Source organism: Micromonospora sp. NPDC050200, assembly GCF_040656135.1.
In the GTDB taxonomy this organism is placed as follows: Bacteria; Actinomycetota; Actinomycetes; order Mycobacteriales; family Micromonosporaceae; genus Micromonospora.
The window spans coordinates 1-15,368 of sequence record NZ_JBFALG010000068.1 but is presented as its reverse complement, the minus strand read 5'-3'; the positions used below and the strand labels follow the sequence as shown (position 1 = coordinate 15,368).

Here is a 15,368-nt window from a genome sequence, read left to right as displayed (position 1 = left end):
GCTACAACGCCCTGTCGCGTTTCTCCTCTCCGGGTACCCGTTGTCGGTTCCCCGGCCGGTTGGCCGGAACGTGGCGGCCCCGCCGCCGGAGATGTTTGGCCCGGGGCGCTCGGGGGAGTCGGGAGGGCATGGCAGGAGCAGCAGCGGAACAGCGCCGGCTCGCCACCGTCGTGGAGAGCTGGCTCGGGCGCCCCGTCCTGGTCGTCGGCGACGCCATGCTCGACGAGTGGCGCTTCGCCGAGTCCGACCGGCTCTGCCGCGAGGCACCCGCCCCCGTCCTCACCCTGCGCCGGCGCATCTCCGCGGCCGGCGGCGCCGCCAACACGGCGGTCAACGTCGCCACCCTCGGCGGCCGGGCGCTGCTGGTCGCCCCGGTCGGCGCCGACGTGGCCGGCGACGAACTGCACGACTGCCTGGACCGGGCCGGGGTGTGGGACCGTACGGTCGGCCAGCCCCACCGGCCGACGCCGGTGAAGCGGCGGATGCTCGCCGGCAACCAGATCCTGCTCCGGGAGGACTCCGGCGACCCGGAGGACCCGCTCGACACCGACGGGGTACGCGGGCTGCTCACCGCGCTGGACTGCGCGACCGAGGAGCTGAAGGCCGTTGCCGGCGGCGCGGCGCCCACCCTGGTCGTCTGCGACTACGGCCTGGGCGCGCTGCCCGCGCCGGTCCGCGCCTGGCTGGTCGCCAACCGGGAGCGCTACACCACCGTCGCCCTGGACGCACACGACCTGGCCGACTGGCGGGGCCTCGCCCCGACCGTGGTGACCCCGAGCTTCGCCGAGGCGGCCCGACTGCTGGCCCGCGCAGCCGCCGGCTTCGGCGCCGCACCCCGCCCCGCCGGGGCTGGCGCCACCGGCCCGGACCTGCACCTCGACCATCCGCCGGTCGATCCGGCCGACGGCCCGTCCGAGCTGAGCGTCGGCGCGGCCCCGGGCGGCGCCGGCGAGCGGAGCACCGGCACCATCGGCACCGGCCCGACCGGGGAGCCCACGCCCGGCGAGGACCGGGTGGCGATGACCGGCGACGGGTTGAGCGTCACCGGGAGCGGGGTCGCGGTGAACACCGCCGCCGGCGAGGGCGTCGACCGGGCCGTGCTGGCCGAGTCGCGGCTGGATGAACTGCGCGCGCACACCGGCGCGGACGTGGTGGCGGTGACCCTGGACACCGAGGGGGCGGTGGTCGGCGGGGCCGACGGCGAACCCCGGCGCAGCCACAGCACTCCCGTACCGGCCAGCCACGCGGTCGGCGCCGGCGACGCGTACCTGGCGGCGATGACGCTGGCCCTGGCGGCCGACGCGCCGCTGCCGACCGCCGCCCAGCTGGCCCAGCTCGCCGCGACCATCACCGTGGGCGACACCGGCACCTGCGTCTGCCGCCGGGAGGACCTGCTCGCCGCGCTCGGCACCACCCCGGACGGTACGCCCCACCCGACGCTGGTCGGCCCGGCCGAGCTGGACGCGATCGTCACCGACCACCGGCGCGCCGGCCGCTCGATCGTCTTCACCAACGGCTGCTTCGACGTGCTGCACCCGGGACACGTGCGCTACCTGGAGCAGGCCCGGGCGCTGGGCGACCTGCTGGTGGTGGCGGTCAACTCCGACGGCAGCGTCCGCCGGCTCAAGGGCCCGGACCGGCCGGTCAACCCGGTCGAGGACCGGATCACCCTGCTCGCCGCGCTCTCCTGCGTGGACCACGTGGTGGTCTTCGAGGAAGACTCGCCGGCCGCGCTGATCGAGACCGTCCGGCCCGACGTGTACGTCAAGGGCGGCGACTACCCGCCGGAGATGGTGCCGGAGGCGCCCCTGGTCCGCCGGCTCGGCGGTCAGGTCCGCACCCTCGGGTACGTGCCGGACCGCTCCACCTCGGCGATCATCGACCGGATCCGCGCCCAGGCGGCCCCGTCGCCGCAGCCGCCGCAGTCGACCCGGGCACCACAGCCCGGGAACACCGTGACCCCGCAACGCATGGGCAGGCCCGCGTGAACCGACCGCTCGACCTCGGCAGCGCCGAGGAGTTCCGCCGGCCCCGGCAGCTCGACGTGTTGATCCCGACCCGCAACCGTCCCGCCGAACTGGCGGTCACCCTCTCCGGGCTGGCCGCCCAGCAGGGCGTACCCGGGTTCGGGGTGGTGGTCAGTGACCAGTCCGACGGCGAGCCGGCGTACGCGCACCCGGCGGCGGCCACCATGGCCCGGGCGCTGCGCCACCGGGGGCACCCGGTGCTGCTGACCCGCCGGCTGCCCCGGCGCGGGCTCGCCGAGCATCGCGCGTACCTGCTGGGACGGTCGGCGGCGCGGTACGTGCTCTGCCTCGACGACGACGTCTGGCTGGAGCCGGGCACCCTGCACCGGCTGGTCACCGCGATCGGCGAACTGGGCTGCGGTTTCGTCGGCAACGCCGTGCACGGCCTGTCGTACGCCGACGACCAGCGCCCGGAGACCCACGGCCACTACGAGGAGTGGGACGGCCCGGTCGTCCCCGAACGGATCCGCCCGGACACCCCCGAATGGCAGCGGGCGTCGATCCACCCGGCGGCGAACCTGCTTCACGTGACGCGGAAGCTGAACCTGCCGCCGGGCGCCTGGCGGGCGTACAAGGTCTCCTGGATCGGCGGTTGCGTGCTCTACGACCGGGCGGCGCTGGTCGACTCCGGGGGCTTCGACTTCTGGCGGCGGATGCCCGAGCGGCACCAGGGCGAGGACGTCGCCGCGCAGCTCGCCGTGATGGCGCGCCACGGCGGCGCCGGCGTGCTGCCCAGCGGGGCGTACCACCTGGAGTCGCCGACCACGGTCACCGAGCGGGAGGTGGAGGCCTGGGAGGTCGTGCTCGCCGAGTCCGACACCCCGCAGCCGGCCTGAGCGCGGCCGTCCCGCGGCTCAGCGCGGGGCGCCCGGTTCCGGGCGGAGCAGTTCGGCGGCGGCCTCCAGCACCTCCACCACCGGCACGTCGGCGACGAACGAGTCCCGGTGCGGGCAGCTGCCGTCGCCGGGCCGGTGCGGGTAGATCCCCGGGGTGCAGTCGACGCCGCAGACCGGGCAGTGCGTCGTCCAGGAGGCGATGGGCCGGTGCCGGGCGCGCAACGGCGTCGCCCCGTTGATCAGGTTGCCCAGCCAGTAGACGCCGACCGTCGAGGTGCCGACCGCGCCGGCCAGGTGCAGCGGGCCGGTGTCGTTGGAGACGACCAACTGGCAGCCCTCGTACGCGGCGGCCAACCCGCCGAGGCTGAGCGTGCCGACCTGCGGGCGCACCGGCACACCGGCCGCCACGACCACCGCGTCGACCAGTTCCCGCTCGGACGGGGTGCCGGTGACCAGCACCTCGTACCCGTCGCCGTGCAGCGACCGGGCGACCTCGCCGAAGCGTCCGGCGGGCCAGCGGCGGCGGCTGTCCGTGGCCCCCGGGTGCAGTGCCACCCGCGGCCGGTCCGGTTCGCCGAGCACCGCCAGCGCCTCGGCCCGGTCGGCGTCGGTGACCGCCAGCGCCGGGGTGATGGTGGTCGCCGGGGCGCCGACCAGGGCGACAACCTCCAGGTAGCGGATCACCTCGTGCTGGTAGTAGACGTACCGGATCCAGCGGTCCAGCGGCGGCGCGTCCTCGGCGCGCAGCCCGGCGGTGACCCGGGCGCCGAGCCGGCTCATCAGCGGGTTCGAGTTCGCCCCGCCGCCGTGCACCTGCACCGCCAGGTCGATGCCCTCCTTGGCGGTCCGCTCCAGGAAGTCGTCCATGGACGCGGGCGTCTCGTCGGGGCCGGGGTCGCGGATGCCGGGGGCCGGCGGCACCACCAGCACCCGGTCCACCGGGCCGGGCCGGTCGCGCCAGAGCTCCGCGTGCCACGGCGCGCCGAGCAGCACGATCTCCGCCTCCGGGTACGCGGCCCGCAGCGACTCCAACGCGGGCAGCGCGAAGATGAAGTCGCCGAGCGCGTTGGCGCGCAGCACGGCGATGCGCCGCACGTCGGGTACGCGCTCGCCGACCGGGCCGAGCAGGGACGCGGGGGCCACCGGAGCGCTACGGCCGGTCGATCTCGTCGACGGTGGTGTCCGGGTGGTGCAGTTCCCGGTCCGCCGCCGGATCGGCCAGGCTGCCCGTACCGCCGGCGGCCGGACCGCCGCGGTAGCCGGCGCGGCCGACGGTGATGGTGCGCGGCGCGGGACGCTTCGCCCGGGGCACGCGGACCCGCAGCAGGCCGTGGTCCATCACCGCGTCGATGGCGTCCCGGTCCACCCGGGACGGCAGGTCGACCCGGTACTCGAAGCCGCGGGTCTCGAAACCACCGGGGATTCCCTGGTCGGCGTTCACCTCGGCCTCGGAACGGGCCCGGACGCAGAGCTCCCGGTCGTCCAGCTCGACGGCTACCTCCTCCGGCGCCACGCCGGGCAGCCGGACGATCACCTCCCAGCCTTCGGCGGTCTCGGTCAGCTCGACGTCCGGCGAACCGCCCCGGCCGCCGACCAGCCGGCTCAGCTCCGAACGCAGCGACTGGAGCTCTCCCAGCGGGTCCCAGCCCTGCTGCCGGCCCCGCCAGCCCCGGCCGAACCCGCCGGCCTGTTCCGTCATCGCATGTCTCCGATCCGATGGGTCGCCGCCGGGCCTCGCAGTGAGCTGGAGGCGTCCAGGCCGGCCTCCCGGTCCACGCCGACGCCGAGCCGGTCGACCAGTTCGCCGCCGAGCCAGGCGCCGACGCCGAGGATGGCGACGCCGACCACCTCGATGGCGATGAGCGCGCCACCGGCCGCCCGGTATTCCGCGTTGAGCCGGACCACCCAGACGGCGGCGAAGAGCAGGATGACCGCCACGTTCGCGGCGGCGTGGGTGAGCGCCACCCGCTTCGCGCGGGTGCCGGCCGGGATGGCGAGCAGGTCGACCGACCCGGCCGCCGCGGCCAATATGCCGCCGATCAGGCCGACCGAGATGTTCCAGTACGCCACCTCGCCGAGGAAGTCGGGGCCACCGACCGCGTCGATGATGTCGAAGAGCGTGCCGACGACCAGCAGCGCCACCGGGAACATCACCAGCATCGGATGCACAGGGTGACCGAGCACCTTCAGACGGCTCTCCATTGGTGGGCCTCCACTGCTCGCATCGCTGGGCGCTGTGTGAGCCCGTACCCGCCGCTCCGGTGGGCAAACCTCGCGCTCGCCACGCCCGCCTAGGCTGACGGACGGCGGCCGGTGTCTCGCCCGGTCACCAAGAAGGTCAACGGACGGGGGAGGCGGACGTGACGGTGGAGATCACCTCGCACGAGGAACTGCGCGACCTGCTGGGGGCGCCGATGCCCCGGGCGGTCGCCAAGGAACGCGTCGTGCTGCACGAGCGGGACCGGCAGTGGCTGGCCGCGTCACCGTTCTGCCTGATCGCCACGGCGGGGGCGGACGGCAGCTGCGACGTCTCCCCCAAGGGCGACCCGGCCGGCTTCGCGATGGTGCTGGACGAGACGACCCTGGCGATCCCGGAACGGCCGGGCAACCGACGCGCCGACGGCTACCGCAACATCCTGGACAACCCGCACGTCGGGCTGATCTTCCTGATCCCGGGGCGGACCGACACGTTGCGGATCAACGGCCGGGCGCGGCTGCTGCGGGACGCGCCGTACTTCGACGACATGGTGGTCAAGGGGCACCGGCCGGTCCTGGCGGTGGAGGTGGCGGTCGAACAGATCTTCTACCACTGTTCGAAGGCGTTCCTCCGCTCTGAGCTGTGGCAGCCGGAGACCTGGCAGCCGGACGCGCTGCCGGCGCGGGCCCGGCTGATCAAGGAGGTGGAGGCGGTGTCGGAAAGCCTGGCCGACCTCGAGCGCCGCTACGGCCCGGAGTACCTCGACTCGTTGTACCGGGGATAGGGGCGACCGTCGCCGCCGCGCCGCCGCCCGGCCGGACGGTGTCTCATGCGGTCCTTTGGACCTGATGTCGTAAACGGATCAGCTCTGCCGGCCGGTGAGTGCCTCCGTCAGGTCGTTCCGGCAGCGACCTTCCAGCGCCGAGGCCAGGGGCTGGCGAGGGGCACCGTCGGCGTGCCGGGAGTCCGATGGGTGCGGGCAGACGGCGGTGCGGCGTTGACGGGAGCGCTGCCGCGACAGGGTGGGCGACCGTACTCGGCGGCGATCGCACTGGCCGGGCGTCCGGAGTTGACACGGGACGAGGTCCGCATCGTGCCGCGTCTACGTGTGGGTCACCCCGGAACCGGACGTGGGGACCGGGGCTCGTCCTCAGCGCTGGCCTGTTGTTGATCCGGTCTGGCGAGCGGCCCGCACAGCAGCGCCCGGACAAGACCTGAGGACGTCCTCGTCGGGCAGTCGTGGACCGTCCAGGCTCCCCGGGCGGGGATCCCGGCGACCATCACGCCGTGCTGACGACGCGTACCGCCGAGGGCGCCATGAGTCAGGGAAGTTGATACTGGGGACATGGCTGAGCTGACACTGCCGATCCGTACCGAGCGACTACTACTTCGCCAGTACCGGATCGAGGACGTGGATGCGCTGCTCGCGTACTACAGCGACCCGCTTGTTGCTCGCTACATCCCCTGGGAGCCGTGGTCGCGCGAGTTTGCGGCCAAGGTGGTCGCCAGGCGCATCCACAGCTCGGGCATCACCGGGGCCGAGTCCCGTCTGGCGCTGGTGGCGGAGCACGAGGGCGAGGTCGTCGGCGATGTCATTCTGTGGCCGGCCGACGAGACGCTGTCTCGCGGAGAGATGGGCTGGGCTTTCCACCCGTCGGTGGCGGGCCAGGGGTTTGCCACCGAGGCAGTTCGCGCGCTCATCGGCGCGGCCTTCGAGCACTGCGGCATGCACCGTGTTATCGCTCACGTCGATGCCCGGAACGAGGCATCGGCGCGCCTGTGCGAACGGGTGGACATGGTCAAGGAAGCACACCTGCGCCAGGACCACTGGACGAAAGGCGAGTGGACGGACAATTTGATCTACGGACTGCTCGCCGAGCAGTGGCACGGTTAGCCAGGGCGGCATGACGAGTCGGTTCCCAACTACTGCTCCGGCGGATGCTTTGCACGCGTCAACTGGTGGCCGGGTACGTGATCACTCCTGCTCGGCTGGCGTTTCGGCCGCGCGGCGGTTGGTGCATCGCAGTCCAGTAGACAATGCTTGCGGCATGACCGCCTCGCCCGGCCGTGCACTGCCCATGTCGGTCCTGGATGGGGTACGGGGAGCCCTCGCCGGTCTTGCAGCCTACGCTGCCCTCTACCTCGCGGCGCAGTATGCGGCCTCGGTCATCGACCGCCATCCGGAGATCGACGGTCCGGAAACCCTCGGATCCACTGTCCTGATCACGCTTGGGGTCGGAATCCCGGGCAGCGTGGTCCTCGGCCTACTCGTCTCATGGACCGCCGGCCTGCGACGCCCATGGGCAGTCTCGCTTCTGGGCTTGATGATCAGTGGCGTGCTCATCTGTGGATGGGGAGCACTCGACATCCGCACCTTTGCGCCACCATGGCTCTTGATCGGCACTCTGGTCGTCGTTGCATACGCGCTTGCCGCTGTAGCGGCCAGAGAGTAGCCATGTACCAGCCAGACTCTCCTGGGGCGCCAAGCGCCGGAGCCTCAGTTCCGAAGGGCGTCACCAACTGGTCGTGATGCCCGGAACGCCTGTGGCCGACGGCCTACGCGGTGGCGTCTCGTGCCCGCTCGTGACCCTGTCCGCCGCGATTACTGGCCCACGGCTGACCCAGGACGGGTGGCATGCCAGGTGCCTTTGCGGCTCGCTCCGATGTGCTTGACTGGCGGACGTGGAGCTAGACATCGACGTCGACGGCGCACAGCTTCCGGCAACGCTAGACCTACCAGAAGGGCCGATTCGCGGTGCGGTAGTCGCCCTACATGGCGCCCAGGCCGGGAACCGCTCGTACTTCTGCTACGCCCACCTCGCCCAACTCCTGCCCAGCTCCGGCATCGCGGTGCTGCGCTTCGACCGCCGGCCGCGCATCGACGGCCGGGATGTCCCCCTGATCCGGCAAGCCGAGGACGCAGCCGCAGCTGTCAAATGCTTGCGTCGGTACGTCGGCGATGCCCCGATCGGGCTGTGGGGATGGAGCCAAGGGGCCTGGGCAGCCCCGCTGACCGCTGCCCGCAATCCCGACCTGGTCGCCTTCCTGATCCTCGTATCGTCCAGCGGAGTCAGCCCAGCAGCGCAGATGCGCTACGGGACCGCCGAGCAGCTTCGCCGTCAAGGCTTCGCAGATACGGACATCGCCGAGCTTCTCCAAGTTCGTGCGACCATCGAGGACCATCAGCGCGGGCGCGTCGATCGGAAGGCCGCCCAGCAGGTCGTAGACGACGCCGCCGAGCGGGCCTGGTTCCCGCTGGCTTGGGTGCCTCGCCAGCTTCCTCCCCATCCCGGCACCTGGGTCGACCTGGATTTTGACCCGGAGTTGATGTTTGCGCAGCTTTCCTGCCCCGTACTGCTGTTCTACGGCGCGACCGACGCGTGGGTGTCTGTCGACGCCAGCATCGCCGCTTGGCGACGCGCAACGGCCGCCACCGGGACGCCCGTGAGCATCTGCCGGCTCGACGGATGCGACCATCTGCCCACCCTCCACGAGGGTGAAGACCCAGCCAGTATCAGCCCGCAATACAGCTCCAAGCTGCTCAGCTGGCTCAACTCCCACCTGGGCGCCCACGCCACGACGTGAACGGGCCCCTACGGAAACGCTACCGGTGGTTGGAGGTAGCTGCTCTAGCCACGCATTGGGTCGCGGCGAATTTCCTCGTCGGGCAGTCGTAGACCGTCCAACCTCCCCCTGACGGGGACAAGGTGGAGCGCCCTGGACGAGGCAGTGAGCCTTTCCGCGTAACGATCGGTAGCGTTGCGTAGTCACGGTTGGTCGGGTGCGATGACACGCCGGATCCGTTGTGGTGCAACGAGAAGACGCAAAACCCCGGTATGAAGGTGGTCCTCTCACAGATCAACTTCACATGGGGCTCTGCGTCGACGATGAGTGTCGACATACACCTCCGTGCTGCCGGTACGCGACCAGACGGTGGACCTCCTGGCCGGACTGCTGGCCGACGAACGTGCGCGGCGGGGCACTCGCGCCGACACCCGCGCGTTGTCCTGCCATGGCCAAGCGGTGCTCGTCCTGCGCTGGTTTCTGGACGGCACCCGGATGAGCCAGCTTGCCCGGGACAACGCCATCAGCAAGTCCACTGGCTACGACTACCTGCACGAAGGCATCGACGTGCTGGCCGCCCGATCACCGAGCCTGCACGGTGCGCTGCTGGCGGCCAAGGCCGCTGGCTACAGCCACATCAACATCGACGGGATGCTGATCGAGACCGACCGCTGCCGTACCCCCGGCCCCACCCCCGGGGTGGACTTGTGGTGGTCGGGCAAGCACGACAACCACGGCGGCAACATCCCGGTCATCACCGTTCCGGACGGCTGGCCGATCTGGACCTCCGACGTGCGGCCTGGACGTGAGCACGACACCACCGCGCTGCGTACCCATACCGAGATCCTGCCCACCCTCGCCGACGCAGCCGATGACCTGCGCACTCTGGGCGACCTGGGCTACGAAGGCGAGTCCGACACCATCACCGTGGCATTCAAGAGGCCCAAGGGCAGCCGGCTCACCCTGGTACAGCAGCAACTGAACAAGGCCCACAACAGCGTCCGGGCGATCGGCGAACGCGGCAACTCGGTACTGAAGATGACGTTCAAGGCGCTACGCAACATCAGCCTGGACCCGTGGCAGATCGGAAAGATCGTCGCCGCGGCGCTTGTGATCCTCCACTTCGACCACGCCCGCACCACATGACAGCGTTCAGTAGTCAACCGCCTGCGCGCCGTCCTCGACAGGGGTGAAGAGGCCCTGGAGCCGGGCTCGGCGAGTTCGCAATGCCCGAATCCGCAACCGGCTCCACAGCACGCCGGTTTGGGTTCAGCCCGCTGACGCGGGGAATTGCACCGTCAGCTGCAGGCCGCCGCCGGGATTGGGGCGTGTGGTGATCTCGGCGGCATGGGCGCGCGCGATTGCCGCGACGATCGACAGGCCCAGACCGGCGCTGTCGGCTGACCCCGTTCGCGCCGTGTGCAACCTGCGGAATGGTTCGAAGAGCTCGCCAATGCGGCTTTCGGGTATCTCGGGTCCGGTATTGCGGACGGTCAGGCTAGCGGTGGGTGTGACGCGTATGTCCACCACGCCGCCGGGGCGGTTGTACCGGATCGCATTGTGCACCAGGTTGGCTACCAGCCTGTGCAACAGGACCGGGTCGCCGGTGACCGTGGCCGGTTCGGTGTCCTGTCTGATCAGGATGCCGTTGGCCGGCGTTTCGCTGATCGCCTGGCGTACCAGGACATCGAGGTCCACCGGCTCCGTGGTCTCCAACCCGTTCTCTCCTTGGGCGAGGATGAGCAGGCTGTCGATCAACCGCTCGTTGCGCCGGTTGACCTCAAGTAGTTCGTCGCGCACCCGGGCAAGCCTTTCCGGGGAGGGATTGTCCAGGCCGATCTCGATCGCGGCCCGTTGAATGGCCAGCGGGGTTCGCAGTTCGTGCGAGGCGTTGGCGATGAATCGGCGCTGGCTGTTCACGGATCGTTGAATGCGTTCCAGCATGCTGTCGAAGGTGTCGGCCAGTTCGGTGAGTTCGTCGCGCGGTCCGGCGAGCACGATGCGTTCGTTCAGGTTGGACAGCGAAAGCCGTCTGGCGGTTGCGGTGATCTGGTGCACGGGGCGCAGCAGGCGGCCGGCCAGCCACCATCCGATGACGATCGACACGATCGTCAGTACGGCGACGGTGATGCCCGCGATGCTCCACTGGTAGCTGAGCACGGCATCGGGCAGATGTCTGAGGTGAGTGCTGTCGGGTGGCGACTGGGCCAACGGTGGCGGCCCGCCCGATTGTGGGCTGAGCGATGGGTTGAGTGGACTGTCCGGCGCTGGGTCCGCCGAGCCGGCGAGCAGGTCGAACCGGACGTCGGTGATCCGTCTGCCCAGGTTGTATTTCAGCAGCAGGTTGGTGGTGACGAGCACGGCCGCCGAGGTGAGCAGGAACAGGCCACTGTAGACGGCGGTGAGCCGCACCCGCACGGTGCGGCGTTTCACAGGTGGTACCCGACGCCCGGGACGGTGTGAATGCATGGCGGGTCCCCGAGCTTGGATCGCAGCCTGCTGATGATGACCCGGACCACCGTGGTGAACGGGTCGACATTCTCATCCCAGGCCAGCTCGAGCAGTGTCTCGGCACTGACCAGGGCACCGTTCGCCCGCATGAGCACCTCGAGCACGGCGTACTCCTTGACCGACAACGGCACGTGGCGGCCGTCGCGGGTGGCCTGCCGGCGGGGCGTGTCGAGCACGATCCCGGCCCGCTGCAGGACCGGCGGAACGGGCGCCTGGCTGCGCCGTCCCAGCGCCTGCACCCGCGCCACGAGTTCGCTGTAGTCGAACGGTTTGGGCAGGTAGTCGTCGGCGCCGAGGCCGAGCCCGGCGACCCGCTCGGGCACCGAGGTGGCGGCGGTCAGCATCAGGATGCGGGTACGGGCGCCGCTCTGCGCAAGGTCGCGGCAGATCACGTCACCGTGCACGGCCGGTAGGTCGCGATCGAGGACGAGGACGTCGTAGTCGTGGACGGCGAGTCGCTGCGATGCCGCGGTACCGTCGTAGGCCACATCCACCGCCATGGCCTGCTTGCGCAGCCCCTCAGCCACCAGATCGGCGAGCATCCGCTCGTCCTCGGCTACCAGGATTCGCATACCGCCTCTATACCAGAGGTCCCGCTACGTTGGCGTGAACGGTTGCGTTCACGCCCCTGCAACGGCATGACCGCAATGGTGGCCAGCATGAAGAACGAGCTACGGATCGCAGCCGGCATGGTGGCGTCGGCCGCGCTCGTCGGCTACGCCGCGATGTCCATGATCTCCCCTGCCAGTTCCGCTGATGCGTCCAGCCGCCCACCGGCCTGCGCCGCCCCCACATCGCCGATCGGGCAGCCGGCCACGTCGCCGTCCGGGGCGGCCTCTCCGTCCGACGGGCCCGTCGCGGCGCAGCCGGCCCCGTTGAAGCCGACCACTATCACCACCATCGAGCAGGCGTACTACTGCATCTTCGACAATTACTACAGCGGGTCGGTACTGGACGACCGCATCCTGCTGGTGCGGGCCTTCGCCGCACTCACCCAGGAGTTGCAACGCCGCGGGCTGGATCAGTCGCAGGCCACGATGCCAGCCTTGACCGGTAGAAAGGACGCCGACTGGGCCGCGTTCAGCGGCGCTTACGAGAAGATCGCCGCGAAACTGCCGGAGGACTCCGCACTCCGGCAGGCTGTCGCGGAGGCGACGTTGCAGGGCATGGTGGCGGCTCTCGGCGACAACCACGCCAACTGGAGCCGCCTGCCGCAGCAGCGAAGTCTGCTCGGCCTGAAGTTCTCCGGCCTGCGTCCCGATGGCACCGATCCGGCCATCACAGCGCCGATCTTCGTCACCGCGGTCGCACCGGACAGCGGCGCGGAGAGCGCCGGGATCAAGCCAGGAGACGAGGTGGTCGCGGTCAACGGGGTACCGCTGATTCTCAACGGGATCGTGTCAGACGGTGTCGTTGATTGGGTCAAGACGGCGTCGCCGGGGCAGCCGGTGCAATTCACGCTGCGACGCCCGGTCACTGGCAAGACCTTCACCACGATTGTGAACCCGGTCATGTTTCCGCAAGCAGAACCGAAGGTCGAGACGAAGCTGCTGCCCGGTGACATCGCCTACGTCACGATCCCCGGTTTCTATCCCGGGGTTGCCGAGCAGGTGCTCGATGCGATCGCGGACCTGCGCAGGAACACGACCCTACGCGGGATCATCTTCGATCTGCGGGGCAACGGCGGCGGTTCCGGGGCGGAGCTCGTCAGGCTGCTGGGCGCCTTCGTCCACGGCAAGACCACAAGTTACTGGTGCGATGTGCGCGACCATTGCACCGCCAACCACCCCGACGACACGGTACCGCTGCTGAACCTCCCCCTGGTCGCGCTGACCGACCGCAACTGCGCCTCGGCCTGCGACTCGTTCGCCAGCACGGTCAAGGATCTCCACCTCGGCACCCTGGTCGGTACCCGCACCGCGGGCCTCGTATCGGGCCCGACCCTGCCGTACCTGCTCGACGACAACAGCGAGCTAACGCTGCCCAGTCTCCACGAGATCGGCGCGAACCGAGAAATCATCAACACCATCGGCGTCGCCCCTGACTATCTGGCGCCGATGACCGCCGCGGACCTGTCCGCCGGGCGGGACCCGGGTGTGGCGAAGGCCCTGACTCTGCTGCGATAGGCGTCGGCAAGCCGGCTATGTCCGCGTGCGCGCGAGGTCCGCGTACATGCATGCGCGAAGACCGAGGGCTCCGTCGGCGCAGTGTGCCGACGGAGCCAAAGCCCTCCCTAACGTCAGCGTGAACCCCTGGCGGATCGGCAGCACCGTCGCCGCAGCCCTTGTCCTACTGCACTTCGACCACGCACGCGCCATACGACCACACTCAGTGATCAACACGTTGCTCGGAATGGCTCAGTAGCCGCCCGGGACAAGGACTGTCTAAGGAATCGAACCGTCGACCTACGCATTACGAGATCACAATGCCGAGGTCAGCCGACCTGTGCCGACGGTGGCTGACCAGCGCGAACGCTTCGCGGCATCTCGCACGATCGTGGGGTGTTCGTCAGCGTCTTGCGGACTGGATGCGGACTGCGCCTGGCGTTCGCTGCCCACCCGCCCGGGTGCGGGTACGCGGCTTGCCGGCGCCGGGAGCCGGCTTCCCGGTCGCGTGCGAGCATCGGCATATGGCTTCACCTGCCGAAAAGGCGCGCCGTAAGCAACTGCGCGATGCGTACAAGAACGCGGAACGCGAGGTCCGCACGTCACTCATGCCGATCGACCGCGACCGGCTCACCGCTCTGGTGGACTTCGTGGATGGTCACGTAGCAGCCGAGGGCTGTGATCACACCCGGCGATTCAGTGAGTGGTGGGCGCGCGAGCAGGGAATCGATTGGGAGTCCCTTCGCCGGGGCCGCGATGAGTTCGGCGGCTTCTGTGACTGCGAGGTCGTCATGAACTGCGACTCACACGCGGTCTCCGGCTGACGTGGCACCGCCAGTTTGGAAGAGCGTGCTCAAGCGGTCGTGATGCCCGAGATGCCTGCTCACCGAAGCCGGCCCGGTCGCGTTTCGTGCCCGCTCGTGCCCGCTGAGTCTCGTGGCTACTGGCCCATTGATGGCCCGCGTGACCGTCAACTCCATAGGGTCGGCAGGTAATCTGGTCTGTCCACATCCTGCCCCTACCCAGCACCGGTGGCGAAACTCAGTAGCCAGCACCGGCCTTGATCGGGAAACTGCCGGGATGGAACCGACAGAGACGGCGCTCATCGTGCCGATACCCGAGGCCGAGGAGGCGGTAGGCCGGTTTCGGGAATCTCTCGACCCGGCTGCCTCATGGGGCGTGCCGGCGCACGTGACCGTCCTCTACCCGTTTCTGCCTCCGCAGCAGATCAACGACCAGGCCCTGACCGTGCTGCGCAAGACCATTGCCGGCATACCGCGGTTCGACGTTGCGCTGACTCACATCGGCTGGTTCGGCGACACGGTCGTATGGCTTGCACCGCAGCCAGACCGTCCGTTCCGGAACCTCACTGCGGCGGTGTGGCAGCGGTTTCCCGAGACCACCCCATATGCCGGGGCACACACCGAGGTGGTGCCGCACCTGACCATCGGCCAGGACGCCCCCAAGCCCACACTGAGCCACGCCGCGGAAACCGTCTGCGCGCAGCTGCCGATCAACGCGGCCGTCGGCATGGTTCGCCTCATCGCCGGAACGCCGGGCCTAAGCCCTTGGCGCACCGTCTGCGAGTTCCCACTGGGGGCGGATCTCCTCGTCGGGCAGTCGTAGACCGTCCAGCCTCCCCGGACGGGGACAAGGTGGAGCGCCTCACCAGCCGAACGACCTTGGCCCCGTCCGGGGAGGCTGGTAGCCCTTGTGGTGCCCGGCGAGGTGATCCGCCCCGGCTGATCTCTGAGGAGGGCCGGGTTCGGGGCAGCGCCCCGAGGTCTTCAAGCTCTTGCAGTCCGTAACGCATGGCCGGCCGGCCCGGCCGATGCCGGCCGGAGGTCGCCAGCAGGCCGGAGCCGGGCCGGTGCGGCCCGCTTTGCGGGCCGCCTTGATCTGATAGAGCGCAATTCGGCAACGCAATGCCGTCCGCTGTCTGAGCCTGGCTAGCTCTAGAGGTCCTGGGCGGCGCGGACGAGGGACTGTCCAACTAACGGCCCTGTCTCACATTCGGTGGTGACGGAGGGTGCCGAGGCGTCGTTGATTCCTATGTGGAGGACGTTAACGAGCTTGTACAGGCGGTGTTCTCGGGGCTGTCCCCGCTGATCATCGAGGACGTGGTCGA

At 70.1% G+C, this 15,368-nt stretch carries 15 protein-coding genes; 10 read left to right on the top strand and 5 right to left on the bottom strand.

Annotated elements, in window-relative coordinates:
* Positions 1 to 128 precede the first annotated feature (128 nt).
* A complete protein-coding gene (gene rfaE2, locus AB0I41_RS29800) occupies positions 129 to 1,988 on the top strand; it encodes a D-glycero-beta-D-manno-heptose 1-phosphate adenylyltransferase (RefSeq protein ID WP_357113917.1) in 1,860 nt (619 codons plus the stop codon).
* Positions 1,985 to 2,863 (top strand): glycosyltransferase, encoded by an 879-nt coding sequence (locus AB0I41_RS29795; protein WP_357113916.1) that lies wholly within the window; start codon positions 1,985 to 1,987, stop codon positions 2,861 to 2,863. The genes rfaE2 and AB0I41_RS29795 overlap by 4 nt, the downstream gene beginning before the upstream one ends.
* Before the next feature lie 18 nt (positions 2,864 to 2,881).
* Here AB0I41_RS29795 and AB0I41_RS29790 read toward each other — a convergent pair whose 3' ends face one another.
* The 3 genes from AB0I41_RS29790 to AB0I41_RS29780 are packed head-to-tail and all read right to left on the bottom strand — an operon-like array spanning position 2,882 to position 5,065.
* The gene (locus tag AB0I41_RS29790; protein ID WP_357113915.1) at positions 2,882 to 4,006 is read right to left on the bottom strand and encodes a glycosyltransferase family 9 protein; all 1,125 of its coding nucleotides are present in this window, start codon (positions 4,004 to 4,006) and stop codon (positions 2,882 to 2,884) included.
* Positions 4,007 to 4,013: 7 nt separating this feature from the next.
* Positions 4,014 to 4,562: an Hsp20/alpha crystallin family protein gene (locus AB0I41_RS29785; protein WP_357113914.1), complete on the bottom strand. Its 549-nt coding sequence runs from the start codon at positions 4,560 to 4,562 to the stop codon at positions 4,014 to 4,016.
* Entirely contained in the window at positions 4,559 to 5,065 is a 507-nt protein-coding gene (locus tag AB0I41_RS29780; RefSeq protein ID WP_357113913.1) for a DUF2231 domain-containing protein, read from the bottom strand. Before AB0I41_RS29780 ends, AB0I41_RS29785 begins: the two co-directional genes overlap by 4 nt.
* Before the next feature lie 158 nt (positions 5,066 to 5,223).
* Between AB0I41_RS29780 and AB0I41_RS29775 the strand changes: the two genes are divergently transcribed.
* From AB0I41_RS29775 to AB0I41_RS29755, 5 genes are all read left to right on the top strand, one after another.
* Entirely contained in the window at positions 5,224 to 5,844 is a 621-nt protein-coding gene (locus AB0I41_RS29775; RefSeq protein ID WP_357113912.1) for a pyridoxamine 5'-phosphate oxidase family protein, read from the top strand.
* Positions 5,845 to 6,405: 561 nt separating this feature from the next.
* Entirely contained in the window at positions 6,406 to 6,954 is a 549-nt protein-coding gene (locus AB0I41_RS29770; protein ID WP_357113911.1) for a GNAT family protein, read from the top strand.
* A gap of 154 nt (positions 6,955 to 7,108) precedes the next feature.
* Complete coding sequence (locus AB0I41_RS29765) at positions 7,109 to 7,513, top strand: hypothetical protein (RefSeq protein WP_357113910.1); 405 nt, start codon at positions 7,109 to 7,111, stop codon at positions 7,511 to 7,513.
* 229 nt (positions 7,514 to 7,742) lie between these two features.
* On the top strand, positions 7,743 to 8,645 hold the full coding sequence (locus AB0I41_RS29760) for an alpha/beta hydrolase (RefSeq protein WP_357113909.1): 903 nt from the start codon (positions 7,743 to 7,745) through the stop codon (positions 8,643 to 8,645).
* A 306-nt stretch (positions 8,646 to 8,951) separates the two neighbouring features.
* Positions 8,952 to 9,770 carry a transposase family protein gene (locus AB0I41_RS29755; protein WP_357113908.1) on the top strand — a complete coding sequence of 273 codons (819 nt, stop codon included), beginning with the start codon at positions 8,952 to 8,954 and terminating at the stop codon, positions 9,768 to 9,770.
* A 123-nt stretch (positions 9,771 to 9,893) separates the two neighbouring features.
* Here AB0I41_RS29755 and AB0I41_RS29750 read toward each other — a convergent pair whose 3' ends face one another.
* Both AB0I41_RS29750 and AB0I41_RS29745 read right to left on the bottom strand, forming a co-directional pair.
* Positions 9,894 to 11,057 carry a HAMP domain-containing sensor histidine kinase gene (locus tag AB0I41_RS29750; RefSeq protein ID WP_357113907.1) on the bottom strand — a complete coding sequence of 388 codons (1,164 nt, stop codon included), beginning with the start codon at positions 11,055 to 11,057 and terminating at the stop codon, positions 9,894 to 9,896.
* Complete coding sequence (locus tag AB0I41_RS29745) at positions 11,054 to 11,707, bottom strand: response regulator transcription factor (RefSeq protein ID WP_357113906.1); 654 nt, start codon at positions 11,705 to 11,707, stop codon at positions 11,054 to 11,056. The genes AB0I41_RS29750 and AB0I41_RS29745 overlap by 4 nt, the downstream gene beginning before the upstream one ends.
* A gap of 87 nt (positions 11,708 to 11,794) precedes the next feature.
* Between AB0I41_RS29745 and AB0I41_RS29740 the strand changes: the two genes are divergently transcribed.
* The 3 genes from AB0I41_RS29740 to AB0I41_RS29730 all read left to right on the top strand — a co-directional run bounded on the left by AB0I41_RS29740 (position 11,795) and on the right by AB0I41_RS29730 (position 14,866).
* Complete coding sequence (locus AB0I41_RS29740) at positions 11,795 to 13,261, top strand: S41 family peptidase (protein WP_357113905.1); 1,467 nt, start codon at positions 11,795 to 11,797, stop codon at positions 13,259 to 13,261.
* A gap of 503 nt (positions 13,262 to 13,764) precedes the next feature.
* Positions 13,765 to 14,064: a DUF2695 domain-containing protein gene (locus tag AB0I41_RS29735; protein ID WP_357113904.1), complete on the top strand. Its 300-nt coding sequence runs from the start codon at positions 13,765 to 13,767 to the stop codon at positions 14,062 to 14,064.
* 256 nt (positions 14,065 to 14,320) lie between these two features.
* Positions 14,321 to 14,866 (top strand): 2'-5' RNA ligase family protein, encoded by a 546-nt coding sequence (locus AB0I41_RS29730; RefSeq protein WP_357113903.1) that lies wholly within the window; start codon positions 14,321 to 14,323, stop codon positions 14,864 to 14,866.
* Positions 14,867 to 15,368 lie beyond the last annotated feature (502 nt).